Origin of the sequence: Streptomyces sp. NBC_00442 (assembly GCF_036014195.1) — a bacterium.
Classification (GTDB): Bacteria; Actinomycetota; Actinomycetes; order Streptomycetales; family Streptomycetaceae; genus Streptomyces.
Genome location: NZ_CP107918.1, coordinates 4395422 through 4420251, shown reverse-complemented (window position 1 = coordinate 4420251; position 24830 = coordinate 4395422). Strand labels below are relative to the sequence as shown.

General features: G+C 71.1%; 19 protein-coding genes and 1 tRNA gene. 12 read left to right on the top strand and 8 right to left on the bottom strand.

What is annotated here, in order from left to right:
* Positions 1-59 precede the first annotated feature (59 nt).
* A complete protein-coding gene (locus OG432_RS19860; protein WP_328312299.1) occupies positions 60-551 on the top strand; it encodes a MarR family winged helix-turn-helix transcriptional regulator in 492 nt (163 codons plus the stop codon).
* 70 nt (positions 552-621) lie between these two features.
* Here OG432_RS19860 and OG432_RS19855 read toward each other — a convergent pair whose 3' ends face one another.
* Positions 622-2166 carry an MFS transporter gene (locus tag OG432_RS19855; protein WP_328312298.1) on the bottom strand — a complete coding sequence of 515 codons (1545 nt, stop codon included), beginning with the start codon at positions 2164-2166 and terminating at the stop codon, positions 622-624.
* A gap of 95 nt (positions 2167-2261) precedes the next feature.
* A complete protein-coding gene (locus tag OG432_RS19850; RefSeq protein ID WP_328312297.1) occupies positions 2262-2918 on the bottom strand; it encodes a TetR/AcrR family transcriptional regulator in 657 nt (218 codons plus the stop codon).
* A 389-nt stretch (positions 2919-3307) separates the two neighbouring features.
* On the opposite strand from OG432_RS19850, the gene OG432_RS19845 reads away from it, so the two are divergent.
* A complete protein-coding gene (locus OG432_RS19845) occupies positions 3308-4615 on the top strand; it encodes a M6 family metalloprotease domain-containing protein (protein ID WP_328312296.1) in 1308 nt (435 codons plus the stop codon).
* Positions 4616-5328: 713 nt separating this feature from the next.
* On the opposite strand, the gene OG432_RS19840 is transcribed toward OG432_RS19845, so the two are convergent.
* The gene (locus OG432_RS19840) at positions 5329-7017 is read right to left on the bottom strand and encodes a class I adenylate-forming enzyme family protein (RefSeq protein ID WP_328315163.1); all 1689 of its coding nucleotides are present in this window, start codon (positions 7015-7017) and stop codon (positions 5329-5331) included.
* Positions 7018-7261: 244 nt separating this feature from the next.
* On the opposite strand from OG432_RS19840, the gene OG432_RS19835 reads away from it, so the two are divergent.
* Positions 7262-7717 carry a VOC family protein gene (locus OG432_RS19835; protein WP_328312295.1) on the top strand — a complete coding sequence of 152 codons (456 nt, stop codon included), beginning with the start codon at positions 7262-7264 and terminating at the stop codon, positions 7715-7717.
* Between the two features lie 40 nt (positions 7718-7757).
* Here the strand turns inward: OG432_RS19835 and OG432_RS19830 are convergent, their stop codons facing one another.
* Positions 7758-8963: an LCP family protein gene (locus OG432_RS19830; protein ID WP_328312294.1), complete on the bottom strand. Its 1206-nt coding sequence runs from the start codon at positions 8961-8963 to the stop codon at positions 7758-7760.
* Between the two features lie 316 nt (positions 8964-9279).
* Between OG432_RS19830 and OG432_RS19825 the strand changes: the two genes are divergently transcribed.
* From OG432_RS19825 to OG432_RS19810, 4 genes are all read left to right on the top strand, one after another.
* Positions 9280-10494 (top strand): Ig-like domain-containing protein, encoded by a 1215-nt coding sequence (locus OG432_RS19825; protein ID WP_443058590.1) that lies wholly within the window; start codon positions 9280-9282, stop codon positions 10492-10494.
* A gap of 481 nt (positions 10495-10975) precedes the next feature.
* Positions 10976-11611, top strand: coding sequence for a peptidase inhibitor family I36 protein (locus tag OG432_RS19820; RefSeq protein WP_328312292.1), 636 nt, complete (start codon positions 10976-10978; stop codon positions 11609-11611).
* Entirely contained in the window at positions 11611-12570 is a 960-nt protein-coding gene (locus tag OG432_RS19815) for a hypothetical protein (protein WP_328312291.1), read from the top strand. Before OG432_RS19820 ends, OG432_RS19815 begins: the two co-directional genes overlap by 1 nt.
* 347 nt (positions 12571-12917) lie before the next feature.
* Positions 12918-12993: transfer RNA gene (locus OG432_RS19810), tRNA-Arg, on the top strand.
* A 137-nt stretch (positions 12994-13130) separates the two neighbouring features.
* Here OG432_RS19810 and OG432_RS19805 read toward each other — a convergent pair.
* From OG432_RS19805 to OG432_RS19795, 3 genes are all read right to left on the bottom strand, one after another.
* Positions 13131-13361, bottom strand: coding sequence for a hypothetical protein (locus OG432_RS19805; RefSeq protein ID WP_328312290.1), 231 nt, complete (start codon positions 13359-13361; stop codon positions 13131-13133).
* An 80-nt stretch (positions 13362-13441) separates the two neighbouring features.
* On the bottom strand, positions 13442-15463 hold the full coding sequence (locus OG432_RS19800; protein WP_328312289.1) for an MFS transporter: 2022 nt from the start codon (positions 15461-15463) through the stop codon (positions 13442-13444).
* A 221-nt stretch (positions 15464-15684) separates the two neighbouring features.
* Complete coding sequence (locus tag OG432_RS19795) at positions 15685-18243, bottom strand: D-alanyl-D-alanine carboxypeptidase (protein WP_328312288.1); 2559 nt, start codon at positions 18241-18243, stop codon at positions 15685-15687.
* Between the two features lie 487 nt (positions 18244-18730).
* Between OG432_RS19795 and OG432_RS19790 the strand changes: the two genes are divergently transcribed.
* From OG432_RS19790 to OG432_RS19780, 3 genes are all read left to right on the top strand, one after another.
* On the top strand, positions 18731-19471 hold the full coding sequence (locus tag OG432_RS19790; protein ID WP_267052707.1) for a GOLPH3/VPS74 family protein: 741 nt from the start codon (positions 18731-18733) through the stop codon (positions 19469-19471).
* 244 nt (positions 19472-19715) lie between these two features.
* Positions 19716-20585, top strand: coding sequence for a helix-turn-helix domain-containing protein (locus OG432_RS19785; protein WP_328312287.1), 870 nt, complete (start codon positions 19716-19718; stop codon positions 20583-20585).
* Between the two features lie 174 nt (positions 20586-20759).
* On the top strand, positions 20760-20963 hold the full coding sequence (locus OG432_RS19780) for a DUF397 domain-containing protein (protein ID WP_328312286.1): 204 nt from the start codon (positions 20760-20762) through the stop codon (positions 20961-20963).
* Positions 20964-21117: 154 nt separating this feature from the next.
* On the opposite strand, the gene OG432_RS19775 is transcribed toward OG432_RS19780, so the two are convergent.
* A complete protein-coding gene (locus OG432_RS19775) occupies positions 21118-21957 on the bottom strand; it encodes a hypothetical protein (RefSeq protein WP_328312285.1) in 840 nt (279 codons plus the stop codon).
* Between the two features lie 82 nt (positions 21958-22039).
* Here OG432_RS19775 and OG432_RS19770 point away from each other — a divergent pair, with 82 nt between their 5' ends.
* Positions 22040-22822: an SDR family oxidoreductase gene (locus OG432_RS19770; protein ID WP_328312284.1), complete on the top strand. Its 783-nt coding sequence runs from the start codon at positions 22040-22042 to the stop codon at positions 22820-22822.
* 391 nt (positions 22823-23213) lie between these two features.
* A complete protein-coding gene (locus tag OG432_RS19765; RefSeq protein WP_328312283.1) occupies positions 23214-24788 on the top strand; it encodes a sodium:solute symporter family protein in 1575 nt (524 codons plus the stop codon).
* Positions 24789-24830: the final 42 nt, after the last annotated feature.

Here is a 24830-nt window from a genome sequence, read left to right as displayed (position 1 = left end):
CTGAGGTCAGCCTAACTCCAGCTAGTTCAACTTTCAAGAAGTGTCCGTACAGTAGATGTATGACCTCGGCACCTAACTGGCTCAGCGACGAGGAGCAGCGCATCTGGCGCGCCTACCTCCACGCCACCCGGCTCTTCGAAGACCACCTCGACCGGCAGCTCCAGCGCGACGCCGGGATGCCGCACGTCTATTACGGGCTGCTCGTCCAGCTCTCGCAGGCGCCACGGCGGCGGCTGCGGATGACCGAGCTGGCCAAGAACGCCAAGATCACCCGTTCTCGCCTCTCGCACGCCGTGGCGCGCCTGGAGAAGAACGGGTGGATCCGGCGCGAGGACTGCCCCTCGGACAAGCGGGGCCAGCTCGCGATCCTCACCGACGCCGGCTACGAGGTGCTGGAGCGGACCGCACCCGGGCACGTGGCCGCGGTGCGGCAGGCGATGTTCGACCGGCTCTCCCCCGCCCAGGTGGACCAGCTCGGCGAGATCATGCGGGTGATGGCGCAGGGGCTCCAGCCCGCCGACGCCAAAGCGGACCTGCCCTGGCTCCGCTGAGATCAGCGGAGCCAGGGCAGGTCGTCGCGTCCGGGGTGCTACCGGGTCGGTCCGGTGCGGCGCCGGCGGGTCAGTGCGCGACCACCGGGATGCGCACCTCGTCCTCGACGTCCTCGCCGGAGTTCGATCCCGCGACCGAACTCCCGCCGGGGCGCCCGGTGTTGATGAGCGTGACGGCGATGACGGCGGCGGCCGTCAGGATGCCGACGGCCCACCAGATGGCGGAGGTGAAGCCGTGCACCATGGCCTGGAGCTTCAGGAGCTCGGGGTTGGTGGCGCCGAGGGCCATGTGGCCCGTGACGTAGGCCGTGGTCGCCGAGGCGGCGATGGTGTTGAGCAGGGCGGTGCCGATCGCGCCGCCGACCTGCTGCGAGGTGTTGACCATCGCGGAGGCGACACCCGCGTCACGCGGCTCGACTCCGATGGTGGCGAGCGACATGGCGGGCATGAAGGCGGTGCCCATGCCGAGGCCGAGCAGGATCTGGCCGGGCAGGATCACCGCGGCGTACGAGGTGTCGATGTCGAGCTGGGTCAGCAGCAGCATGCCGACAGCCGCGGTCAGGAAGCCGGGGCCCATCAGCAGGCGCGGCGGGACCCGGGTCATCAGGCGGGCGCCGATCTGGGTGGAGCCGGTGATCATGCCCGCGATCATGGGCAGGAACGCGAAGCCCGTCTTGACCGGCGAGAAGCCCTTCACGACCTGGAGGTAGTAGGTGAGGAAGAGGAAGAGGCCGAACATCGCGATGATCGCGAGGCCGAGCGAGAGGTAGACGCCACCGCGGTTGCGGTTGGTGACGACGCGCAGGGGCAGCAGCGGGTGCCGCACCTTGGCCTCGATGGTGACGAACGCGGTGAGCAGCACGGCCGAGGCGACGAACATGGTGATGGTCAGCGCGTCGGACCAGCCGGCCGACTCGGCGCGGGTGAAGCCGTAGACGAGGGCGACGAGACCGGTGGTGGACAGGACCACGCCGGGGACGTCGAGCGGCGAGCGGTTGCGGGTGCCGGCCGGCTCACGGATGACGAGGTAGGCGCCGAGCGCGGCCACGATCGCGAACGGGATGTTGACGAAGAAGGTCCAACGCCAGTTCAGGTACTCGGTGAGGAAGCCGCCGAGGATGAGGCCCACCGCGCCACCGCCACCGGCGATCGCACCGTAGATGCCGAACGCCTTGGCGCGCTCCTTGGCGTCGGTGAACATGACCGCGAGCAGCGAGAGCGCGGCCGGCGCGAGCAGCGCGCCGAAGGCGCCCTGGAGCGCGCGCGAGCCGAGCAGCATCGCCTCGCCGGTGGCGGCGCCACCGAGCGCGGAGGCCGCGGCGAAGCCGAGCAGGCCGACGACGAAGGTGCGCTTGCGGCCCCACAGGTCGGCGATGCGCCCGCCGAACAGGAGCAGACCGCCGAAGGCGAGCGCGTAGGCCGTGATGACCCACTGCTTGTTGGCGTCACTGATGTGCAGCGCGTGCTGCGCGGAGGGCAGCGCGATGTTCACGATCGTCGCGTCGAGCACGACCATCAGCTGGGCCAGGGCTATGAAGGCGAGCGCCTTCCAGCGACTGGGATCCGGGACGAGGGAGAACTGGTCCGGCTTGTCCAGACCGACTGTTTTTGACATGGGGGTAGCCACCTTGGGACGCGGATTACCGAGAAAAGTGTTGTAACTGCGCTTCAACTACGTGAGATGGACGGGGAGTTGAGGAAAGAAGTCGATCAACTCTTCCGCAGGTCGTCGAGGGTCGCCGCACTGCCGGGCAGCTCGGACCGCGCCGGGGCCTGAAGCCCGTCGAGGAACAGTTGCAGATGGCGGTGGACGAATTGGTCGATGTTGGGGCAGGGCGTGCCCGGCAGCGGCCGGGTCAGCTGGGAGAGGGCGACCATGAGGTCACCCACGGCGACATCGGTGCGGAGCAGGCCCGCGGCGCGGGCCCGCGCCATGAGCCCCTCGACGTCGCGCTCCAGGCGTGCGCGGGCCGCGTTCAGCTCGGCGCGGTCCTGGTCGAAGGTGTCGGAGAGCATCGGGCAGAGGGCCCCGATCCGCTCGTCGGCCGCGGCGTGCACGAAGCGGCGCAGCGCGTCGAAGGGGTCGGCGGCCTCGACCGCGGCCGCCTCGGCCCGGTCCGAGACGCGGTCCATCACCGAGAGCACCACGCTGGTGATGAGCTCGGTGCGGTCGGCGAAGTGACGGTAGATCGTGGCGTTGCCGACGCCGGCCCTGCGGGCGACCTCGTCCAGCGGCACCTCGGCGCCGAACTCGACGAACATCTCCCGTGCGGCGGCGATGATCCGCTCCCGGTTGCGCAGGGCGTCGGCCCGCGGACGCGGGGCGCGGCGCGGTTCCGCGGCGACGGGTGCGGCGGCAGTCTGCACGGCTCTGCTCCTTCTTCGTAGAACGTGTCTGGCTTCGTAGAACGTGCGGCCTCGTAGAACGTCCGGTTTCACAGAACGTCCGGTTTCGTGGAACGACCGGCTTCGTAGAACGACCGGCTTCGTAGAACGACCGGCTTCGTAGAACGACTGGCCCAAGCGGGGAAGCACTCCCCGTTTAGCGGGGACACGAGGTCAAACGGGGAAACCGTCCCCGTTTATTTCCCGCGCCGAATGTGACCTGCGCCACGCCCTCCTCGCGGGATGGCATGTCCGCAAAAACCCACATTCGGGCCACCCAGCGCGCGCCCCCATCCCGCCCGACACAGGGTGATCAGACGAGCGCAGCCAGGAACCGGCCTGCTGTCGCGGACCCGAAGGCGAGCGCGCGCATGCAGGATGCCAGCCAGTCCCGCCCGTGCGGGGCGCCCCGACGCCGGATACGCTCCAGGCGCCGGACCACCTTCTTCGGCGCCGCCCTCGCCTCGGTCGCGCTCGCCGCGCTGACCACCGGTTCGACCACGCTGACCATCGCGACCCGCGCCTCCGCCGGACCCGTCGCAGCGCCCGGGGAGTCCCCGCTCGACCCGTGCCGGATCCCGGCCACGCTCGGCGTGCAGATGTCGGAAGGCATGCCGACGCCCCCCGGGTACGCCCACTCCACCGGCATCGTCCGCGCCCTCACGCTGATGATCGACTTCCCCGACGCGCAGGGCAGCGGGACGGCGCTCAGCCGGTACAAGGAGTTCTTCCCACAGACCAGCAACTGGTTCCGCAACGCCTCCTACGGCCGGCTCGACTACCGCCCCGAGGCCCCGATCCCCCAGTGGCTCCGGATGCCCAAGGCGTTCTCGGCGTACGGGATCGACCGCGGCTCCCCCTATGAGCCCGGCTACCACCGGCTGGTCCAGGACATGATCGCGGCGGCGGGCTCGCGGGTGAACTTCTCCAAGTACGACCTGGTGAACGTCCTGGTCACCCCGAACGCGGGGCCCTCCGCCCTCGACACCGTCCTGTCGGTGACGTTCTCCGGCAACGAGGACGCGCCCTACGCCGACGGGGTCCCGCTGTCCAACACCTCGTTCGTCTACAGCCGCCAGGACGACGGCTCCGGCTCGTACTCGCAGACCGGCTACCGGGTGCTGCCGCACGAGAACGGCCACGTCTTCGGGCTGCCCGACCTGTACACCGCACAGGGCGGCGGGGCCGTCGGGCACTGGGACATCATGTCCGAGGACTGGGGCGCCAACAACGACATGCTGGGCTGGCACAAGTGGAAGCTCGGCTGGCTGGACAACAGCCAGGTGTCCTGCGTGACCGGCACGGGCGAGGGCCAGTACGCGCTGACCCCGCTCTCCACCGAGGGCGGCCCCAAGCTGCTCTTCGTGCCGGTCACGAAGGACAGCGGGTACGCGGTCGAGGTCCGCACCCAGACCGGCAACGACGAGGCGGTGTGCAAACCCGGGGTACTGATCTACCGCGTGGACGCCACCATCGACACCGGCCGGGGCCCGGTCACCATCTCCGACAGCGAACCCACCACGGGCGGCTGCACCCGCCGCCCCAACGTCAACGCCGAACTCTCCGACGCCCCCTACACCACAGGCGAAACCTTCACGGACCACACGAGCGGGGTGCGGATCGCGGTGACGGGGGTGGACGGCATGGGCAACTACCACGTGAAGATCACACGCTCCTGACCCCGAGCCCACCCACACGTCCGGGGGCGCAGCGCCGAGGGGAGCAAGGGGCGCAGCCCGCGCGGGGTCCGGGGCACAGCCCCGAAGGGAGCAGGGGCCACAGCCCGCGCGGGGTCCGGGGCACAGCCCCGAAGGGAGCAGGGGCCACAGCCCGCGCGGGGTCCGGGGCACAGCCCCGAAGGGAGCAGGGGCCACAGCCCGCGCGGGGTCCGGGGCACAGCCCCGAAGGGAGCAGGGGCCACAGCCCGCGCGGGGTCCGGGGCACAGCCCCGAAGGGAGCAGGGGCCACAGCCCGCCCGGGGTCCGGGGCGCAGCCCCGAAGGGAGCAGGGGCCACAGCCCGCCCGGGGTCCGGGGCGCAGCCCCGAAGGGTGCAGGGCCACAGCCCGCGCGGGGTCCGGGGCGCAGCCCCGAAGGGTGTCCGGGGCACAGCCCGCCCGGGGTCCGGGGCGCAGCCCCGAAGGGTGCAGGGCCACAGCCCGCGCGGGGTCCGGGGCGCAGCCCCGAAGGGTGCAGGGCCACAGCCCGCGCGGGGTCCGGGGCGCAGCCCCGAAGGGAGCAGGGGCGCAGCCCGCACCCAGGGTCCGGGGCACAGCCCCGAAGGGTGTCCGGGGCGCAGCCCGCGCGGGTCCGGGGCGCAGCCCCGGGATGGCTACCTTCCCGCCCCGCCCCGCCCCGCCCCCGGAGGGTTTCGGGGAGGGGCGGGGTGGGGGATCACCCCTCGCCCAGCTCCTCCCGCAGCTCCCCCTTCACCACCTTCCCCGTCGCGTTCCGCGGCAACACCCCCTCCCGCACCACCACCCGCACCGGCACCTTGAACCCCGCCAGCACCGCCCCCACATGGGCCCGGAGCTCGTCCGGGGACACGTCCGCGCCCGGCCGTACCTGGACCACCGCCGCCACCTCCTCCCCCAGCACCGGATGCGGCACCCCGAGCACCGCCGCGTCCAGGACCGCCGGATGCTCGTGGAGCACCCCTTCGACCTCCACGCAGTACACGTTCTCGCCGCCCCGGATCACCATGTCCTTGATCCGGTCGACGATCCCGACCCGCCCGTCCCGCACCACCGCGAGGTCACCCGTCCTGAACCACCCGTCCTGGAAGGCGAGTCGGGTGGCCTCGGGATCGTTCCAGTACCCCCGTACCAACGACTGGCCGCGCAGCCACAGTTCGCCGATCGCACCCTCGGGGAGCGCCGCACCGTCGGCCCCGGCGATGCGCACCTCCGTCACCGGCGTGGGCCGCCCCGCGCTCTCGGGCCACGCGCGGTACTCCACGCCGAAGTTGGCCAGCACTCCCCCACTCGTCTCGGTCAGCCCGTACCCGTTGCGCGGCTCGATGCGCGAGCCGTACCGCGCGGTGAGCCCGCTCACGAGTCCGGGCGGTGCCGCCGCGCCCCCCGTGTTGAGCGCGGTCAGACTGTCGAGGCCGTCCCCCGACTCCGCTGCCGCCGCGAGGAGTTGGAGCGCGGTCGCCGGCACCCCCGCATAGTGCGTGATCCGGTGTTCGCGGATCAGGGCGAGGGCGCGGCCCGCGTCCCACTTGTGCATCAGGACCAGCGCGCCGCCCGCCGACATCGCCGCGTACACCGACGTGAACGCGGCGACGTGGAAGAACGGAAACGTCATGAGGGTGACCGGGGCGGGCCCCTGCCCCGGCACGACTCCGCGCCCGAGCATCGACATGGCCGCCTGGAAGCGGGGGTTCATGACCGCGCCGGCCTGCGCGAGCTGCGTGGCGACGGCGCCCTTGGGGCGGCCGGTGGTGCCGGAGGTGTAGATGATGGTGGCGTCCGCCTCCGGCAGGACGTCGACGTCGGGCGGCCCGGCGGCCGCGTCGGGCGAGGTCAGCTCGTCGAGGTCGTCCCAGCGCTCGAACCCGTCGGGCAGCTCGCCCGCGTGCTGGAAGACCATGCCGCGCACGCCCCGCGCACCGGCCCAGCCGGCCACTCGTCCGAGGCGCTCACCGTCGACGAACAGCACCCCCGGGTCGCAGTCGTCGAGGGCGTACGCGACCTCCTCTCCGGTCCACCACGCGTTCAGCGGAACCGCCACCAGACCCGCCAACTGGACGGCCCAGAAAGCGATGTGCCACTCGGGGTGATTGCGCAGGGCGATCGCGGCACGGTCGCCGGGACGCAGTCCGTACACGCCGGTGAGGCGGCGGGCCAGCGCGCACGACGCGGCGAAGAACTCTGCGTAGGAGTACGTGCGCGTCTCGCCGATCAGGAACGGCCGGTCCCCGAAGGCCCAGACCGTCTCGGCGAACTCCCGCAGGGTGCGCGGCCCGGTGGCGTATTCGAGGGTGCCCGCCTCGCCCCGTACGACGGCGAAGGGCGCACCCGGTGCGGTGAGCAGCTCCTCGGCGCGGCGGGACTCGATGTGCGCCGCGTCCGCCCGCACCGCGTCCGGCCCCGCTCCACCCGGCCCCGCTCCACCCGCCCGCGCGTCACCGCCCCGCGCACCCGTCGCCCCTGTTGCCCCGGTCGCCCCTGTCGTCACCACGGGAAGCCCTCCTAAGCGCCTGCTCAGTCCCAGTGGTGCCCGACGCTATGCCGCTCCCCCACGGCGGTCAAGGTCGGTGTAGAACACAACGGACTGGGTAGCCGGGCGGGGCCGGGATCCGCCCGTGCGCGACCATGAGCCGATGACTGCCTTCTACCACGTGTGTTTCGCCGTGCCGGACATCGAGCGGGCCATGGACGACCTCGGACGGTCCGTGGGCGCCGAGTGGAGCGCCCCGGCGGCCGACCGGATCGGCGAGTGGGACTTCCGCATCGCCTTCACCCGCGGCGGCCCCCCGTTCATCGAGCTGATCGAGGGGCCCGCAGGCAGCCCCTGGGACGCCTCGCAAGGGGCCCGGTTCGACCATCTGGGCTATTGGACCAGCTCCATCGAGGAGGGTACGCGCCGACTGGAGGACGCCGGCCTCACCGCCGACTTCTCCGGCTGCCCCTACGGCCGCCCCTTCGCCTACCACCGTGTGGACAGCATCGGCGCCCGCGTCGAACTGGTGGATGTGACGCGGCAGGCCGGCTTCCTTCAGAGGTGGCACGGCGACGGGGACCTGCCCGTCCCGATGCCCGTCATCGACGAGAGCTGAAGAGCGGTCCGGGAGCGGCCGTTGGAGGCGAGCCGCGCGCTCAGCCCGGGATCACGACCTGGCCGATTCCGTTCGGTATCGACGCCGTGCCCGTCAGCGCGTCCTCGGGGACCGGCCGGTCGGCCTTCAGGGCCGCCCACACCTTCGCGACCCTGGCCGCGTCCGGCACCAGGCGGTCCTCGTCGCCCTGCTCCAGCTGGGCCGGCAGCGTGACCATCTGGACGTCCCGCGCACCGAGCCCCCGCATCGAGTACGCGAGCGAGGCGAGGTTGCCGACGTGGGCGAGGGCGGTGTCGGTGGTCAGGGACTTCGTCGCGGCGTCGGCGACGCCGAAGAGCCTGGCCGGGTCGGTCAGCAGCTTTCCGCCGGTGATCCGCCCGATCAGCGCCGTCAGGAACTGGTGCTGGAGCTGGATCCGGCCGAGGTCGCTCCCGTTGCCCACACCGTGCCGGGTGCGTACGAGGTCGAGGGCCCGCTGACCGTTCAAGTGGTGCTTGCCCGCGGCCAGATGGAGGCCGCTCTCCTTGTCGTCGATGGGCTTGGCCAGGGTGACGTCGATGCCGCCCATCGCGTCCATGAGTTCCGCGAAGCCGTCGAACCCCACCTCGACGTAGTGGTTGACGCGCAGCCCGCCGCCGAGCGATTCCACCGCCGCGACCGTGCAGGGGGCGCCGCCCGTCTCGTACACGGAGTTGAACATGACCCCTTCGCGCGCCGCCAGTTTGCGGCCGGAGGAGGTGGTGCAGGCCGGGCGGTCGACGATGGTGTCGCGCGGGATGCTGACGAGCGCGGCCTTCGTGCGGCCGCCGTATACGTGCAGCAGGAGCGTGGTGTCGGAGCGGCCGGTGTCGTCGCCCCCGCCCGCGCGCGCGGCGTTCTTGCCGGCCCGCGAATCGGAGCCCACGACAAGGATGTTGAGGTCGGACGTGGCCGAGGCGGCGGGGGTGAGCAGCGAGCCCAGTTCGACGCCGGTGATGTTCTGGTTCAGGCGGTGCCAGGTGTACGCGGCCGCGCCGCCCGCGATCAGCAGCAGCCCGAGGAGCGAGCAGAGCACGATACGGCCTGTCCGGCCGATCCGGCGGGGGCCGGTACGGGTCGTGCCGCTCTGGCGGGTGCCGCTCCAGGTCTCGCCGCTCCGGCGGGTGCCGGTGCGGGACTCGCCCCTCCGGCGTGTGCCGATCCGGAGCCGGCCGATTCGGCGCGTGCGGCTCCCGGGTATCCGGCCCCAGCGAGGTCTGCGTGCCATCCCTCGACTCCGTCCGTCGGCGACCCAAGAACCCCGAGATCTCCATGAGCCCTGATTCCAAGAACTCGGCATGCGTGCGTACAGGGCGTTACCGCACACTACAAGAAAGGTGCATTACCCCGCATAACGGGCAGCTCGGGCTGCCGGAGGGGAGACGTCCACAGTGATCTTCACCGCAGCGGCCGCCAGAGCGCTGACCCGGGCGCTGACCGGGGCGCCGACCCTGACGCAGACCCTGACGCAGACCAGAACACCGCCCCGGTCGGCCCGGTCGGCGTCCACCCGGACACCGACCCGGCCCGTGCCCGGCCGCCGGATACCGACCCGGCGCCGGCGCACCGCGCCCGCCGTGCTCGCGGCGGCCGTCCTCGCGCTGACCGCCTCCTCCCTGAGCGCCTGTTCGTCGGGCGGCGGCGACCACGCGGCCCCCAGCCCGAGCCCGACGGTCTCCAGGGCCCGGATCACCACCACGCCCAAGGACGGCGCCGGCCATGTGGGCATCACCGTCAAGGACGTCGGGGCGAGCGTCGCGGACGGCACCCTCACCTCGGTCACCCTGATGGCCCAAGGCGGCCCGGCGATACCCGGGGCCACGTCGGCGGCCGGCACCTCCTGGCACCCCTCGGCGGCCCTGACCCGCGGCACGGCGTACACGCTGACCGCAGAGGCGAAGGACCCCGACGGGCGGCCGGCGGCCGTGACCACACACTTCACGACGGTCTCCGAGAGCAATTCGGCGATCGCGTTCTACACCCCGGAGGACGCCTCGACGGTCGGCGTCGGCATGGAGGTCTCGTTCCGGTTCGACAAGCCGGTGAGCGACCGCAAGGCCGCCGAGTCCGCCGTCAAGATCTCCTCCAGCGGCGGCCAGCGGGCCGTCGGCCACTGGTTCGGCGACCGGCGCCTCGACTTCCGCCCCGAGACCTACTGGACGCCCGGCTCCGAGGTCGCCGTCGCCTTCGACTTCGACGGGCTCGAACTGGCCAAGGGAATATACGGAGTTCAGGACAAGGCCTTCTCCTTCACGGTGGGCCGCGAGCAGATCTCCACCGTGGACGCGGCCACCGAGGAGATGACCGTCCAGCAGAACGGCGCCACGGTCAGGACGGTGCCGGTCTCCACGGGGTCGCCGCAGCACGCCACGTACAACGGCACGATGGTCATCAGCGAGCAGGACCGGCAGACGAAGATGAACAGCACGACGGTGGGGCTCGGCGACGAGTACGACATCCCCGACGTGCCGCACGCCCAGCGCCTGACCAACTCGGGCACCTTCATCCACGGCAACTACTGGGCCGCGCCCGCGACGTTCGGCGCCCGCGCGTCGAGCCACGGCTGCATCGGCATCCAGGACACGCAGGGCGGCGGCGACCCGGACTCCGCGGCCGCCTGGTTCTACGCCAACTCGATCCTCGGGGACGTGGTGATCGTGCGGAACTCCGTGGGCGGCGGCACGGTCGCCCCGGACAACGGGCTCAGCGGCTGGAATCTGCCGTGGGCCCAGTGGACTGCGGGGAGCGCGCTCACGTAGCGCCGGGGAACGGGCCGGCCGGCCGGCCGCGGCGAGACGGCCCGACGCGAGCGGAGCCGGCCCGACGCGAGCGGAGCCGGCCCCCTCACCCAGGTTTGACCGAAGCCGTTCCAGAGGGCGTACCCGCGGGCGTACCCGCAGCCGTTCCGGCGGGCGTACCCGCGGGCGAACCCGCAGCCGTTCCAGAGGGCGGCACCGGCAACCGTTCCAGCAGGCGAAACGGACAACGCGGCCGAAACGAGGGGGGAACAAGCCATTCCAACCCGCCGGAACGCGTCATTCGAGCAGCGCCCACGCCACACCGCACCATCAACCTCCCCTGATCACAGGCGCATTCAGCGACATCCCGGGCCCCACCCAAGCGGTGGCGGATACCCGCCCCCCGATCGCGCCCCGACGCACCGAACGCCTTGCTGTGACGGACCTGCCGAGTGCACTGTCACCCCACCCGCAGAGGTACCGAACGAGGTCCGGAGAGTTCATGGAACAGCGCTTCTCGCCGCGGAGGGCGTCGCGGCTTCTGGCCGGTGCGGCCGTGCTCGGTCTCGCGGTCTCGGCCGGAGCCGGACAGGCTTCGGCCGATCAGGCAGGAGGGCCCGCACCGGACCCGGCGAGCCCGGCCGTCCAGCACCAAAGAGACGTCGCCGACGGCAAGTTCGACCCGGACCACCTCCGGCGCAAGGCGGACAAGGAAGCCGCAGAGGTGCGGGACGGGCTGCGCAACCCGGACGGTTCCACGCCGAGCACCCTTGCCGCCGCCACGTTGCAGCCCAGGGCCGACAGCGCCGGGAACGCGAGCCTCGCCCTGCCCTCGACCGATCTGCCCTGCTCGCAGAAGATCTGCTTCTACTACAACTCCAACACCAGAGGCGCCATGCAGTCCTACTGGATCAACTGGAAGGACTTCGCGGGACAGACCTTCTGGGGACCTGGACTTCCGGGCACCGGGGAGCCGTTGAAGAACAACGCCGCCTCCGTGATCAACGCCTTCAGGGTCAGCGGCGCCATCGTCTACTACAACAGCAACTACCAGGGCCCGAGCGACTTCACGTCGTATCAGGACTGGCGCAACCTGAGCTCCACCTACAACAACAACGCCTCCTGGCACTTCTCCTGATGCGCCGCCTGGGTGTGGTGGCCGCCGTGGTCCTCCTGTCCGACGTTCTCGTCGGATGCGCGGGTTCGTCCCCCGCGAACGGCGAGGACACGGCGCTCCCCTCCCCCGGCGCCTCACGGACGACCACCACGAAGGGACTCCACCTGCCGCTGGAGGACTACTTCATCGCCGGGCGGCAACAGCAGAGCGCCGTGGACGGCGCGACAGACATCCTCGTCGAGGAGTGCATGAAGAGTTACGGGATTTCCTACCGGCCGCTTCCCCCTGCATACGCCGGACCGGAAACCCTCGTGGAGCTTCGCTACGCAAACCTCGACGAGGAGCTGGCCTCGCGGTACGGATTCAAACGCCCTGGGCAACAGCGCGCGGACGAAGCCGTCGCCCAGGGCGAGCGGCGGGCACAGCAGTTGCCCGCGGATCAGCTCGCGGTCCTGATCGGCCCGGCCGGGGCCGGCCCCGCGCCGCCCGCGCAGGCCTCGGCCTCGTACCGGGGAAAGGCCCTGCCGGAGCGCGGCTGCATCGGACAGGCCAGAAGGTCGCTCGCTCCGGACGGCTCCCTCCGGTGGATGGAGGACATGAAGTTCGTCGACGACCTGGAGAACAAGCCCCACACCGACTCGGAGAAGGACCCCCGGGTCGCCAAGGCCATCGCCGCCTGGTCCTCCTGCATGAACACGGCGGGCCACCCCTACCCCGCCGATCCGTACGCGCCGGGCAACGACCCGAGGTTCAACACCCAGGCCCACCCGTACACTCCGGCCCCCGGCGAGACCGAGACGGCCGTCGCGGACACCCGCTGCGCGAAGAAGACCAACCTGGTCGGGATCTGGTTCTCGGTGGAAGTCGCATACCAGAAGACGCTGATCCGCGAGAACGAACCGCGCCTGCGCCAGTGCAAGCACGCACGGGACACGGTGCTGCGCAAGGCGGCAGAGGTCCTGCGGGGGGCCTCGGCCTGAGGCGGGACGGGGTGGGGCGGCGCGAGGCGGGACGGCGCGAGGCGGGACGGCGCGAGGCGGGACGGCGCGAGGCGGGACGGCGCGCTTCAGCGGAGCTCGGGACCGCCGGCCTCCGGCGAGCCCGCCGAGCGGACTGATCTCCCTCAGGGGGGCGGGTCGCGCCCGAGCGCATGTCCGCGCAGCCGCCCTCCCGGCACCGGGCGGGGTAACCCCCTCGCCCGCCCTCCCCCACCCGCTACACTTGCGGCGGCGTGCCAGTCCGCTGGCGCACCACCACATCAGTGGACCTGTGTGTCCGGGACCAGCAGCTTCGCCTGCCGCTTCCCCCACATGTTTCACCGATCCCCGCCTCCGTAGCTCAGGGGATAGAGCACCGCTCTCCTAAAGCGGGTGTCGCAGGTTCGAATCCTGCCGGGGGCACCAGCGTGAAGACCACACCTCGACGTCGGGGTGTGGTCTTCGGCGTATACGGAGGACATCAATGCGGGCGGCCGGAGGGGCGGGAGCCCGTCGCGCGCTCCTGGGGCACCCGGCCAGGCACCCCCGGGCGTCCGCCGCCGTCAGGACGCGACCATCAACCGTTCCGGAGCCGTCCCGCCTCGCGCCCAGGCCGTGCTGATTTTTCTCGCTACGGCCCAGTAGACGATGTTTTCGAGCCCGTCCTCGGCTCGGACGCTCCCGTCGGTCTTGTCGAGGATCGCGAAACGCGCCGCCTCGACTCCGTCCGAGAACCCATAGCGCGCCCGGCTCAGGTCCTCGCCGACCTTGGTGATCTCGGCGTAGATCGCCATTTGTGTGCCCCCCGTGAGCTGTGTCGGATTCGGCTGGGTTCCGTGCCTGGGCCACCAACTCCCGGCGCCCCGGGCCCCGTTCACGGGCCGACGAGTTCGCCCTCCGGGCACCCCGTGCCGCGCGGGAAGCTGTAGGGCGCGCCCACGCGGTACGTGCCCGGCTTCGGGGCGACGAGTTCGGTCCACTCGTCGCCGGACGCGTTCACCGGCGACTTGCGCAGGCAGCCGTTCAGGTTCTTGTACGTCTTGGGGCCGTGGCCGCGGAGTTTGGACTCCGGGGTTTCCTGCGGGGCCTCGACGCCCTTGCCGTGTTCGTCGACCAGTTTCAGCCAGGGCGAGTACGGGACGCGGATCAGCACCGTGCCCGCCGTACGGACGTCGACGGTGAGCTCGCCCTCGCCGGCGTGCTCGACCGTGGCCGGCGGGTCCGCCAGCGGGGTCGGGTCGTCGACCGCGAACAGCCGCCAGTGCTCGTTCGACCACACCTGCTTCAGATACGGCAGCCCCTGCTCGATGAGCTTGCCCTCCTGCACGGCGCCGTTGCGGTCCGCGGGGCCGAGCGGCAGCACCACGTACCGCACCGCCCAGCGGTCGAGCCAGGCGTGGTAGTTGTCCGCGTTCAGGGTGTCGTCGTAGAAGAGCGGGTTGCGCTCCATGTCCGCCTGCCGGTTCCAGCCGCGGGCGAGGTTCACGTACGGGGTGAACGCCGAGGCCTCCCGATGGCTGGAGGCGGGGACCACCTCGACCCGCCCGGTCGCGGCGTCGCGCCCCTGCAACTGGTCGACCAGGGGCGCCAGATCGCGCGCCCAGGTCGCCGCGGGCGCGGTGTGCACGATGTCGTCGACCGACTTGAAGCCGATCCACCCGTTGAGGCCGAGGAACGCGAGCAGCACCGCGTACCACTTGAGGGTCCTCGGCACGGTGTACGGGAGCGCCGCGAGCAGCACCACGCCGGCGAACAGCATCGAGAGCCGTGTGATGTTCGAGCCGATCTGCGACTGGATCGCGAAGCACAGCAGCACCGCGACGCCGTACACCACCGCGGCCGTACGGACCGTGCGCCAGTCCTTAGGCACCAGGAAGAAGATGAGGGCCGCGAACAGGAACGGCCCCGATGTGGTGGCGAGCGACATCGGCTGCGTGCCCGAGAACGGGAACAGCCACGCCGACAGGGCGACCACCACGACCGGCGGGAGGCCGATCGCGTACGCGCCCGGCCGGCGCTTGTTCAGGAAGAGGGCGGCCGCGACGAGTCCGAGGAACAGGCCCGCGACCGGGCTGCTCGCGGTGGCGAGCGCGGCGCAGGGCGCGGCCACGGCCGCCTTCGGCCAGCGGTTCTCCCGCTTGTTGTGCGGCCAGCAGAACACCGCGGCCACCGCGCCGAGCGCGAACATCGTGCCGAGGCCGAAGGTGACCCGGCCCGACATGGCGTTGCACAGGAAGGCGAAGAGAGCCGCGAAGGAGCAGGCCAGCGGGTTGCGGACCGCCTTCACGCGCACCAGGACCAGCGCGGTGAGGCCCGCGGAGACCGTCCCGGCGATCATCATCGTCGTCCGGACACCGACCAGCGCCATCAGATACGGCGAGACGACGCTGTAGGAGACCGGGTGCATCCCGCCGTACCAGGCCAGGTTGTACGCGGACTCCGGATTGCGGCCGACGAACTCGGTCCAGGCGTCCTGCGCCGCGAGGTCGCCGCCGCTGTTGGCGAAGAGGAAGAACCACAGGACGTGGGTCACGGCCCCGGCGATCGTCATGAACGCGACGGGGTGACGCATCGGCCAGGAATCCGGGGCCGGGCGCAGCTGTCGCAGCTTTCGCAGGAGGTGTCGTATTCGTGCCGTGGGTCCCGAGCCCGGCGACGACGCCTCCGGGCCCGACGCCTCCGGGCCCGAGGATTCCGGTTGCGGGGATTCCGGTTGCGGGGATCGCGATCCCGAGGGCCCCGGTCCCGGTGCGGTCCCGGGCGCCGTTCCGGACGAGGTCCCCGGCGCGCTCCCGCTCGCCCTCGCGTCCGTACTCGTCCCCGTACCTGTACCCGTCCCCGTACTGCTGCTCGTGCTGCTGTCGGCGCGGGTCGGCGTCGGCTCAGCGGTGGTCACTGCGGCTCTCCCGCCTCACGCTGTCTCAGCTGGAAATGCGCGGCCGTGTGCAGGTGCACACGGCATGCGCGGGGGCCGCCCGGTTCGGCCCGTACTGCTGTGAACGGGAAGGACTCGATTCTCCCCCGAAGACGAGGACGCCGTCCCCGCGTCCCCAGTTGCCCGAAGCTAGCACGGGGGCGCCCCGCAGGTCGGGGGCGCCCTCGATGCGTCAGGGGCCGTCAGCCCAGTCGGGTGAGCTTGGCGCCCACGCCGGGCTCGGTGAGCGCGCTCTTCAGCTGGACCGGCGCGGTCAGCCTGCCGATGCCGGACCCGATGGACAGCTCGCCCACCACGTCACCCGCCTTGGCCGAGTGCGGGACCGGCTTGCCGCCCGAGCCGAGCTCGACGTCGACCTTCAGGCCCGGCCAGCCGACCGCCTTGAGGTCCTTGGCCGCGACCAGCGGCGTACGGCCGCCGAGCCCGTCGTCCGCGTACCCGACGACATCGCCCTTCTTGACGACGGTCGCGGAGGTCACGGCCTTCTGTACCGCCTGGATCAGCTTGTAGCTGTTGTTGATCGCCGAGGTCAGCTTGTTGTCGAGCGTGGTGCCGGTGCGCTGACCCATGACGATGCCGTAGATCCGCTGGTTCTTGCCGTCGACGACCGTGTCGGCCGCCCACAGCAGGTTGCCGCCGGCCGGCGTGGACGAGCCGGTCTTGATGCCGCTCACACCCGGCTTGAGCAGGATCTTGTTGTTGTTGTAGATCATCGTGGGGATGCCCGGGATCTTGATCTGGGGCGTGTTGACGATCCCGCGGAACACGTCGTTCTGCATGACGGCCTGGGCCAGCTTGAGCTGGTCGGTCGGGGTGGAGACGGTGGTCTCCTTCAGACCGCTCGGGTCGGTGTACGTCGTGCCGGTCATGCCGAGTTCCTTGGCGGTGGCGTTCATCTTCGCGATGAACGCCTCCTCGTTCCCGGCGTCCCAACGGGCCAGCAGGCGTGCGGCGTTGTTGCCGGACGGGATCATCAGCAGTTCGAGCATCTGCTTCTCGGTGAACTGCTGGTCCTTGCGGATCGGCGCCGTCGACTCGTCGGGCTTCTTCGCGTCGTCCTCGGCCTGCTGATCGACCGTGATCTTGTCGCCCTCCTGCTTCCCGGAGATCGGGTGGCCCTTGAGGATCACGTACGCCGTCATCGTCTTGGCCACGCTCGCCAGCGGCGCGGGCTTCTGCTCCCCGTGCGTGCCGAGGCTGCCCACACCGTCCACCGTGATCGCCGACTGGCCCTCGGACGGCCACGGCAGGTCGAGCGCGCCGCCGTCGAAGGTGAACGTGGCGGAGGAGGTGAGGTCCAGTTTCGGCTCGGGGAGCGGACGCATGATCTGTACGACCGCAAAGACGATCACGAGCAGCAGGACCAGCGGGGTCCAGATCTTGAACCGCCGCACCGTGGAGCGGACCGCGGTCTGTGCCGGGGGCGGGGTGTTGGTCAGCTCGGCGAGCAGGTCGAGCGGGGGCTTGGGCGGCAGCGGCTGCTGCCGGGTCCGCTCGGCGCGCTCGGGGACGGCCGCGCCCGCTGCGGCGGGGCCCGCGGTGCCGAAGCCGGCGCCGGTGGGCGGGGGCGGCGGGGTCACCTTCGGCGCCTCGGGCCGCTTGGCCGGGGCTTCGGGTTTCTTGACGGGGGCGCTGGTGCCCGCGTCGTCGGAGCGCAGCGGCACGAACTGGCTGGTGCGTTCCGGGGCCCGCTCCGGCGTCCGCTCCGGCGTGCGCTCCGAGGTCCGCTCCGCGGCGGGCTCCCGCTGGGGCGACGGCAGCTTGAGCATCGCCGTCGGCTGGTCGACGGCGGGCGGGGCGACCGCCTTGAACACGGCCGTGGGCTGATCGATTCCGCGCCCGCCGGCAACGGCCTCGGCGGTGCCGGCCGCAGCGGCGGCCGCCTTGCCGACGGGGGCGCCCTTCTCGGCGTCGCGGGTGTCCTGCGCGTCGCGGGTGTCCTGCGCGTCGCGGGAAGCATCCCGCTTTCCGCCGGCGGGCGTGCCCTGCTCGGCATCGGCCGGGCTCACGTCGTCGGCGGAGGAGTCCTGCTCGGCGTCGGCCGGGCTCACCTTGCCCTCGGAAGGGGTTTCCTTGGCCGCGGGGACGCCCTGCTCGGCGCCGGAGTCGGCGCTGGGGTCGGGGTCACGATCGCTGCCGGCCGGGGCGGCATCCGAGCCGGACGCGTCCGCGGGCCCGGCCTCGGGCCCGGCCTCGGCGGTGTCCGGCCGGGCGGTGTCCGCCCCGGCGGTCGTGGCCGCCGCCTCGCGCTCGGACGCCTTCGCCGCGTCCCCTGCGGACTCGGACCCGGACCCGGACTCGGGCTCGGGCTCGGGCTCGGGCTCGGGCTCGGGCTCGGGCTCGGGCTCGGGCTCGGGCTCGGGCTCGGGCTCGGGCTCGGGCTCGGGCTCGCCGCGCCCCGCATCCGCTCGGGCGTCGCCGTCGTCGTCACCGTCGCCGTCGGTCCCGGCCTCACCTGCGTCGGAGGCCGATTCGATGGCGGCGGGCTCACGCACGCCGGAGTCGGGGGCGGCACCATCGGCAGCCGCGTCGGCGTCGGCGTCAAGGTCCGCGCCGGAATCCGTACCCGTACCCGCGCTCGTACCCGCGCCCGCACCCGCGGACTTGGCCTCCGAGGACGCCCCGTCCTGCTCCTGCGACGCCTCGTCCTCCTGGTCGACCCACGCGGCGACCGCGGCCCGGAGCCGGGTGTCGCCGTCCTCCTGCCGCGGGGTCCGGAAGACCGCGGTCGCGTGATCCACGGAATCCGAGTCCGAACCCGAGTCCGAACCCGAGTCCGAACCCGAGGTCGTACCCGAACCAGAACCCGAAGCCGACATCGTCCCGGAACCGTTCCCCGCCTTCGTGCCGTCTTCCCCCTCGTCGGACGAAGAGCCGGAAGGGGATCCGGAAGGAGATCCCGAAGGAGATCCGGAGGGGAACCCGGAAGGGGCCGGGGAGTGGGAGAGCGCGAACCGCGGATCGCGTTCGCTCGTAGCCGTCTCCCCCGACGACTGCTTCTGCTCCGACTTGTCGGGGGACTCGCCCGCCACCGATGCCTCCTCCAGACGCCGGGTGGCGTCATCCGAAACTGTCCGAACCATGTACCAGTGTCCTGTGTGCCGGGTAGGACCCCCCGGCTAGACGAGAACGACATACCTGTTGGTTCCCGTACGAACCACCCAGGCGCTCTCGACAGATGAATGTGAGAGGGGTCACCCTGTCATTCATCCACGCGGGGAGGCATGGATGGGCAGGAGCCGCAGAACTATTCCGGAAGAGCTGTTGCTGCTCGCTCTGGACCCGGCCACGGGTACCACAGCGCAGCCGCAGTCGCTCGACCTCGGCCTCGCCGGAGCCCAGCTAGTGGAGCTGGCTCTGGCAGGACGGATAGCCCCAGACGGGGATCGTATCGCCGTGGTGATGGCACGGCCGACAGGAGATCCGACCTTGGACTCCGCACTGGAACTGCTGCGCAGGCGCGGCAGTCCGGTTCGGGCGGTCCACTGGATCGGCGGGCCCCGTCTCGGGCTCCGTCAGATCTACCTCGCGCACCTGGAGCGGTGCGGCATGGTCCATGCCGTGTCGGGCCAGATGTGCGGGGTGCTGCCGACGACTCGCTACCAAGCGACGGACACGGCGATCAGCCGGGACATCAGGGCCCGGCTGGACAGCGCGATCCGCACCGGCGTACCGCCGGACCCGCGGACCGCGGCGCTTGCCGCGCTGGCCCACGCAGTCGGGCTCGGCAAGCACCTGTACCCCGGCAACGAGGGGCGGTCATCGCGCTCCCGTCTCAGGGATCTGATCAGGCACGACCCGATGGGCGGCCTCGTCGCGCACGCGGTGATGGACGTCCAGAACGGTGTGGCCGCTCAGCCACGCCGCAGCACCACCACGCCGGACAACGGAAGCCGCCACGCCGCGGCGGCCGGCGTCCCGATGCAGCCGCATCACGGGGCGATGGCCAGGGCCGTGGTTCACCACTAGCGCCGCCGCACCACTCCTAGCACCACCGCTACACCGCACACCGCACCACCGCCGCACCGTCGTCCCCATGACCCGGTTCGGGAGCCGCACCACGACGCGCGGGGCTGTCCCAACAGCCCCGCGCGTTCGCGTAGTAGCTGTGTGTGGCCGTTTTCCAGCGCGCGCCCGGATGTTGGTGGCAGTCTGCTGAGCAGTACAGCTGAGCAGAAGAACAGAAAAGCCGTGAGCCGGAGGTGCGTTACCCGTGGCGTCCAATGTCAATCCCACCGTCAGGCGGCGCCGACTGGGCCAGGAGCTGCGCAGACTCCGCGAGCTGAAGGGCATGACGGCCGAAGAGGTCGCCGAGCGCCTGCTGGTGTCCCAGTCGAAGATCAGCCGTCTGGAGAACGGCCGCCGCTCCATCAGCCAGCGCGACGTGCGCGATCTGTGCGGGGTGTACGAGGTCGAGGACCACCGCATCGTCGACTCGCTGATGCAGATGGCCAAGGACTCCCGCCAGCAGGGCTGGTGGCACGCCTTCGGCGACATCCCGTACAGCGTCTACATCGGCCTGGAGACGGACGCGGCGAGCCTGCGCGTCTACGATCCCCAGGTCGTGCCCGGCCTGCTCCAGACCCGGCAGTACGCGGAGGCGCTGATCGCGGGCGCGCTCCCGGAGACGGCGACCACCGACGTCGAGAAGCGGGTGAACGTCCGGCTGCGCCGGCAGGAGCGCGTGAAGGCGGAGGAGAACCCGCTGCGGCTCTGGGTGGTCATCGACGAGGCGGCGCTGCGCCGCACGGTCGGCGGCAAGCAGCTGATGATCGACCAGCTGGAGTTCCTCATCACGCAGTCCCAGCTGCCCCATGTGACCGTGCAGGTGCTGCCGTTCAGCATGGGCGCGCATCCCGGAATCAACGGTCAGTACGCGATCCTGGAATTCCCCGACGCGTCGGACTCCAGCGTCGTCTACATCGAGGGCATCACCAGCGATCTGTACCTGGAAAAGGCCAATGATGTCCAGAAATACAGCGTGATGTACGAGCATCTGCGGGCCCAGGCCCTGAATGTGGACCAGACCCGGGAATTCATCACCGCGATCGCCAAGGGGTATGCCGATGGAACGGCCGACTGAGCGTTGAAACGCGGCACGGTACACCCCACGCGTACCGTGGTGGAAGGCCCAGCCGGAATATGCCATCCGGTCGAGTGAATGGCCGCCCCGCACCCCGGACGCTGCGAGTAGCGTCGATCACGCCAACGAAAAACGCTGGCCGAGAACGACCAACTCGCAAGAACCGGAGCGAACATGGCAATTCTTCAGGGCGCCACGGACACCTGGACCAAGTCCTCGTACTCCACCGGAAACGGCGCATGCGTTGAGGTCAAGTCCCCTGTGATGGAAGCCATTGCAGTGCGGGACTCCAAGGTCTGCGAGGGCCCCTCGATCTCCTTCGCCCCCGGCGCGTGGAACGCGTTCGTGGCCGAGGTGACCCGGGATTCCCTCAGCTGACCACGCCATCCGCCATCGTGATACCCGCATTACCGACAAGAGCCCTCTCGACTGGCCCGCCGTCCCGGCCGAGGGGGCTCGGCCATGCCCGCGCCCGTGGACCGAGGGGCGGCCGCTCCGCTCCCCTCCGGCCGGACACCGCGACCCGACCGGGCTACCGCAGTTCGTCCACGTAGCGGTCGGTGCCCGGCACGGTCGGGATGAAGGGCGCCGCCAACTCCACTCTCCCGAGGCCGGTTTCGGCGACCGCCGCATCGAGCCCGGTGAAGTGCTCCGCCCACACCTCCCTCGGGTCCCGCTCCAGGAACCAGAGCAGGGTGAGCCGGGTGCCGACGCCCTCGACCTGCTTCACGTACGTCATGCGGTCGCCCGGCAGGGGCGTCGGCGCGAAGACCGTCACCAGGGCGGCCGGCCCGCCGGCGAGGCGCCGTGGCAGGTGGCGCGAGCGCAGCCATTCGAGCAACTCGCCCCGCGCGGCGGGACTTTCGGCGTCGATGACCTGGAGGACCAGGCCCGCGTAGGGGTGGTCGAGCGCGTGATGGTCGCGGGGGCCGGCCGCGCCGTCGCGGTAGACGGTCGCCTCGTGGTCCTGGAACGCGGTGAAGACGTGCGTGCGGTCCTGGTAGACGCGCCCGTCGCGGTTGAGGCGCTTGTTGATGCCGACGGTCCATTTCATGTGCTCGTCGTAGCGGCCGTCGGTGATCCAGTACGTGGAGAGGTAGCACCCGGCGCCGACCGGCTGGGCGATCGCCGACTTCTCGGGGTAGCGCAGTTCCTGGAGTTCACGGGTGGCCACCCAGCGCCGCCCGGAGAACATCCAGGGCATGGCCATCGCGCCGGCGTAGTAGTGGTCGTCCTCGTACCAGCGGTTGTACGCGTACTCATGGCCCGGGTGCGGCTCCACCATGGTGATCAGCGCGTGCCCCGGGCGCACCCCGTAGGGCCCCACCGACGCCAGCTCCGCGTACGCCTCGGGCCGTGTGTCCTCGCTCATGCCGCGTCCCTTCCCTCTGCCACCGGACGCGCCTTACTCTGACGCTCCGTCAGAAAATGTGCCAGAGCCGGGAGGCCACCGGATGTTGCTGAGTGGGAAGACCGTCATCGTCTCCGGGGTCGGGGCCGGGCTCGGGCACCAGGTCGCCGCGGCCGTCGTGCGCGACGGCGGCAACGCGGTGCTCGGCGCGCGCACCGCGGCCAACCTCGCGAAGTCCGCCACCGAGATCGACCCGGACGGCGCCCGCACCGCCCACCTGGCGACGGACATCACCGACGAGGCGCAGTGCGAGGCGCTGGCCGCGCTCGCCCTGGAGCGGTTCGGCGGCATCGACGCGGTCGTGCACGTGGCGGCCTGGGACAGTTACTTCGGCGGCCTCCAGGACGCGGACTTCGCCACCTGGCAGCAGGTCATCGACGTGAACCTGCTCGGCACCCTGCGCATGACCCGGGCCTGCCTGCCGGCGCTCAAGGCGGGCGGAGGCTCGGTCGTCGTCATCGGTACGCAGTCGTCGGTGGCCGCGCCCTCCCAGGTGTGGCAGGCGGCGTACGCGGCGTCCAAGGGCGCGCTCACCTCCGCGATGTACTCGATGGCGAGGGAGCTCGGGCCCGACCGGATCCGGGTCAACACGGTCCTGCCGGGCTGGATGTGGGGGCCGCCGGTGCAGGCGTACGTGCAGTTCACCGCGCACACCGAGGGCGTGCCCGAGGAAGAGGTGCTCGGGCGCCTCACGGAGCGGATGGCACTGCCGGAGCTGGCCACGGACGGCGACGTGGCGGACGCCGTGGTCTTCCTGGCCTCCGACCGGGCCCGCGCGATCACCGGCCAGTCCCTCCTGGTGAACGCCGGTGAACTGATGAGGTGATCCGCCCTAACCCCCAACTCCGCACAAGAGCAGGCCGGTTGAGCATTTCCACCGCGACCGCACGGGACCCGCATCCCGTGCGGTCGTCCGTTTCTGTACGTACACGCCCTGGTGGGCGGAGCCGACGAAGCGCCCGCCCATCGTGTGGCTCCCGCCGCGCGTACGACAACACTCCCAAAGGCAAAGCGAAGGCAAATTCGTTCGACTTTCTGATCGACGTTCATATCCATGACCATCAGATGTCTTGACCACCCCCTCCGCCAAAGGGTTCAATCCCCGAAGTCCCCACTCCCGCACGGGGTACCGCTGAGCCGGACGTGCCGACGAAGAGCATCCGAGTTCACAGGCGTCGTACAGCGACGTGCACAGGCGGACCCCTGGGAGGGGGCACATGAACAGTCTCGACTGGACCGTGCTCATCGGCTACTTCGGCGTGATGGTCGCGATCGGCATCTGGTCCCACAAGCGGGTCGACGACGTCTCCGACTTCTTCACCGCGGGCGGCCGCATGCCGTGGTGGCTGTCCGGCGTCTCGCACCACATGTCCGGCTACAGCGCGGTGATGTTCACCGGCTACGCCGGCATCGCCTACCAGTACGGCGTCACATCCCTCGTGACCTGGTCCTTCCCCATCGCGGTCGGCATCGCCACCGGAGCGAGACTCTTCGCGCCCCGCCTCAACCGGCTGCGCTCGCGGCTGCGCGTGGCCTCGCCGCTGGAGTACCTCAAGAACCGCTACAACGTCTCCACCCAGCAGGCCCTCGCCTGGTCCGGACTGCTTCTGAAGATCGTCGACGTGGGCGCCAAGTGGGCGGCGATCGCCACCCTGTTGTCGGTCTTCACCGGCATCGGCATCACCCAGGGCATCTTCGTCACCGGGTGCATCACCGCGATCTACTGCACGGTCGGCGGCCTGTGGGCGGACGCGCTCACCGAACTCGGCCAGTTCATCATCCAGTTGGCGGCCGGGGTCGCGATGCTCGTCGCCGTCATGGGCAAGCTGGACGGCGTCTCCACCCTGTGGACGGTCTGGGACAAGCTGCCCAGCGGCCACACGAACCCCACCGCGGGCCCATACACCATCACCTTCCTGCTGGCGTTCCTGTTCATCAAGACCTTCGAGTACAACGGCGGCATGTGGAACCAGGCACAGCGCTACATGGCCACCGACTCGGCGCACTCCGCGACCCGTTCGGCCTGGCTGTCGGCGATCCTGTGGGCGGTGTGGCCCACCGTGCTCTTCTTCCCCATGTGGTGCGCGCCGCTGCTCGTCCACGCCATCAAGCCCGACGGATCGGACAGTTACGCCCTGATGACCGAGACGCTCCTGCCGCACGGCATGCTCGGCCTGGTCGTCGTCGGGTTCTTCTCGCACACCATGGCCATGTGCTCGTCCGACGCCAACGCCATCTCGGCCGTCTTCACCCGGGACATCATGCCGGTCGTGTCGAAGGCGGCGCGCGGCTGGAACGCGCGCGCGGGCCTCGTGGCGGCCCGTCTGTCGACACTGGCCTTCCTCGGCCTGTCGATGACGGTCGCGACCCAGGTCAGCTCGCCCACGTTCAAGGACATCATCACCGTGGTGATCAAGTGGGTGGCGGGGCTCATGGGCCCGATCGCGATACCGTTCATGCTGGGCCTGCTCAAGCCGTTCCGCAGGTCGGGGCCGACGGCGGCGCTCACCAGCTGGGCGGCCGGGCTGGTCGCGTTCTTCTTCGTCAACTACGACCTGGACGGCTCGCAGAAGGCGGGCGTGGCCCTGCAGTGGCAGGTGTCGGTGCCGCTGGCGATCTCGCTCGTCCTGTACGTCGTGATCGGGCTGCTCAAGCCGGAGGACACCCCGGAGCGGGACGCACTGCTCGCACGGATCAACTCCGATGACGGCGGCCCCGGTTCGACGGGCGCGGCGACCGGCGTGCCGACGCAGCCCGGCGCCGCGGACACGACGGCGGTGGCAGCCGACTGACCCCGGGTCGCCGACTGACCCCGGGTCCCGGTCCCCTGTCCC

What these genes read in the sequence shown, in the direction of transcription:
- OG432_RS19860 (WP_328312299.1), top strand. Translation starts at nt 60, where the DNA reads ATGACCTCGGCACCTAACTGGCTCAGCGACGAGGAGCAGCGCATCTGG.
- OG432_RS19855 (WP_328312298.1), bottom strand. Translation starts at nt 2,166, where the DNA reads ATGTCAAAAACAGTCGGTCTGGACAAGCCGGACCAGTTCTCCCTCGTC.
- OG432_RS19845 (WP_328312296.1), top strand. Translation starts at nt 3,308, where the DNA reads ATGCAGGATGCCAGCCAGTCCCGCCCGTGCGGGGCGCCCCGACGCCGG.
- OG432_RS19835 (WP_328312295.1), top strand. Translation starts at nt 7,262, where the DNA reads ATGACTGCCTTCTACCACGTGTGTTTCGCCGTGCCGGACATCGAGCGG.
- OG432_RS19830 (WP_328312294.1), bottom strand. Translation starts at nt 8,963, where the DNA reads ATGGCACGCAGACCTCGCTGGGGCCGGATACCCGGGAGCCGCACGCGC.
- OG432_RS19820 (WP_328312292.1), top strand. Translation starts at nt 10,976, where the DNA reads ATGGAACAGCGCTTCTCGCCGCGGAGGGCGTCGCGGCTTCTGGCCGGT.
- OG432_RS19815 (WP_328312291.1), top strand. Translation starts at nt 11,611, where the DNA reads ATGCGCCGCCTGGGTGTGGTGGCCGCCGTGGTCCTCCTGTCCGACGTT.
- OG432_RS19805 (WP_328312290.1), bottom strand. Translation starts at nt 13,361, where the DNA reads ATGGCGATCTACGCCGAGATCACCAAGGTCGGCGAGGACCTGAGCCGG.
- OG432_RS19790 (WP_267052707.1), top strand. Translation starts at nt 18,731, where the DNA reads ATGGGCAGGAGCCGCAGAACTATTCCGGAAGAGCTGTTGCTGCTCGCT.
- OG432_RS19780 (WP_328312286.1), top strand. Translation starts at nt 20,760, where the DNA reads ATGGCAATTCTTCAGGGCGCCACGGACACCTGGACCAAGTCCTCGTAC.
- OG432_RS19775 (WP_328312285.1), bottom strand. Translation starts at nt 21,957, where the DNA reads ATGAGCGAGGACACACGGCCCGAGGCGTACGCGGAGCTGGCGTCGGTG.
- OG432_RS19770 (WP_328312284.1), top strand. Translation starts at nt 22,040, where the DNA reads ATGTTGCTGAGTGGGAAGACCGTCATCGTCTCCGGGGTCGGGGCCGGG.
- OG432_RS19765 (WP_328312283.1), top strand. Translation starts at nt 23,214, where the DNA reads ATGAACAGTCTCGACTGGACCGTGCTCATCGGCTACTTCGGCGTGATG.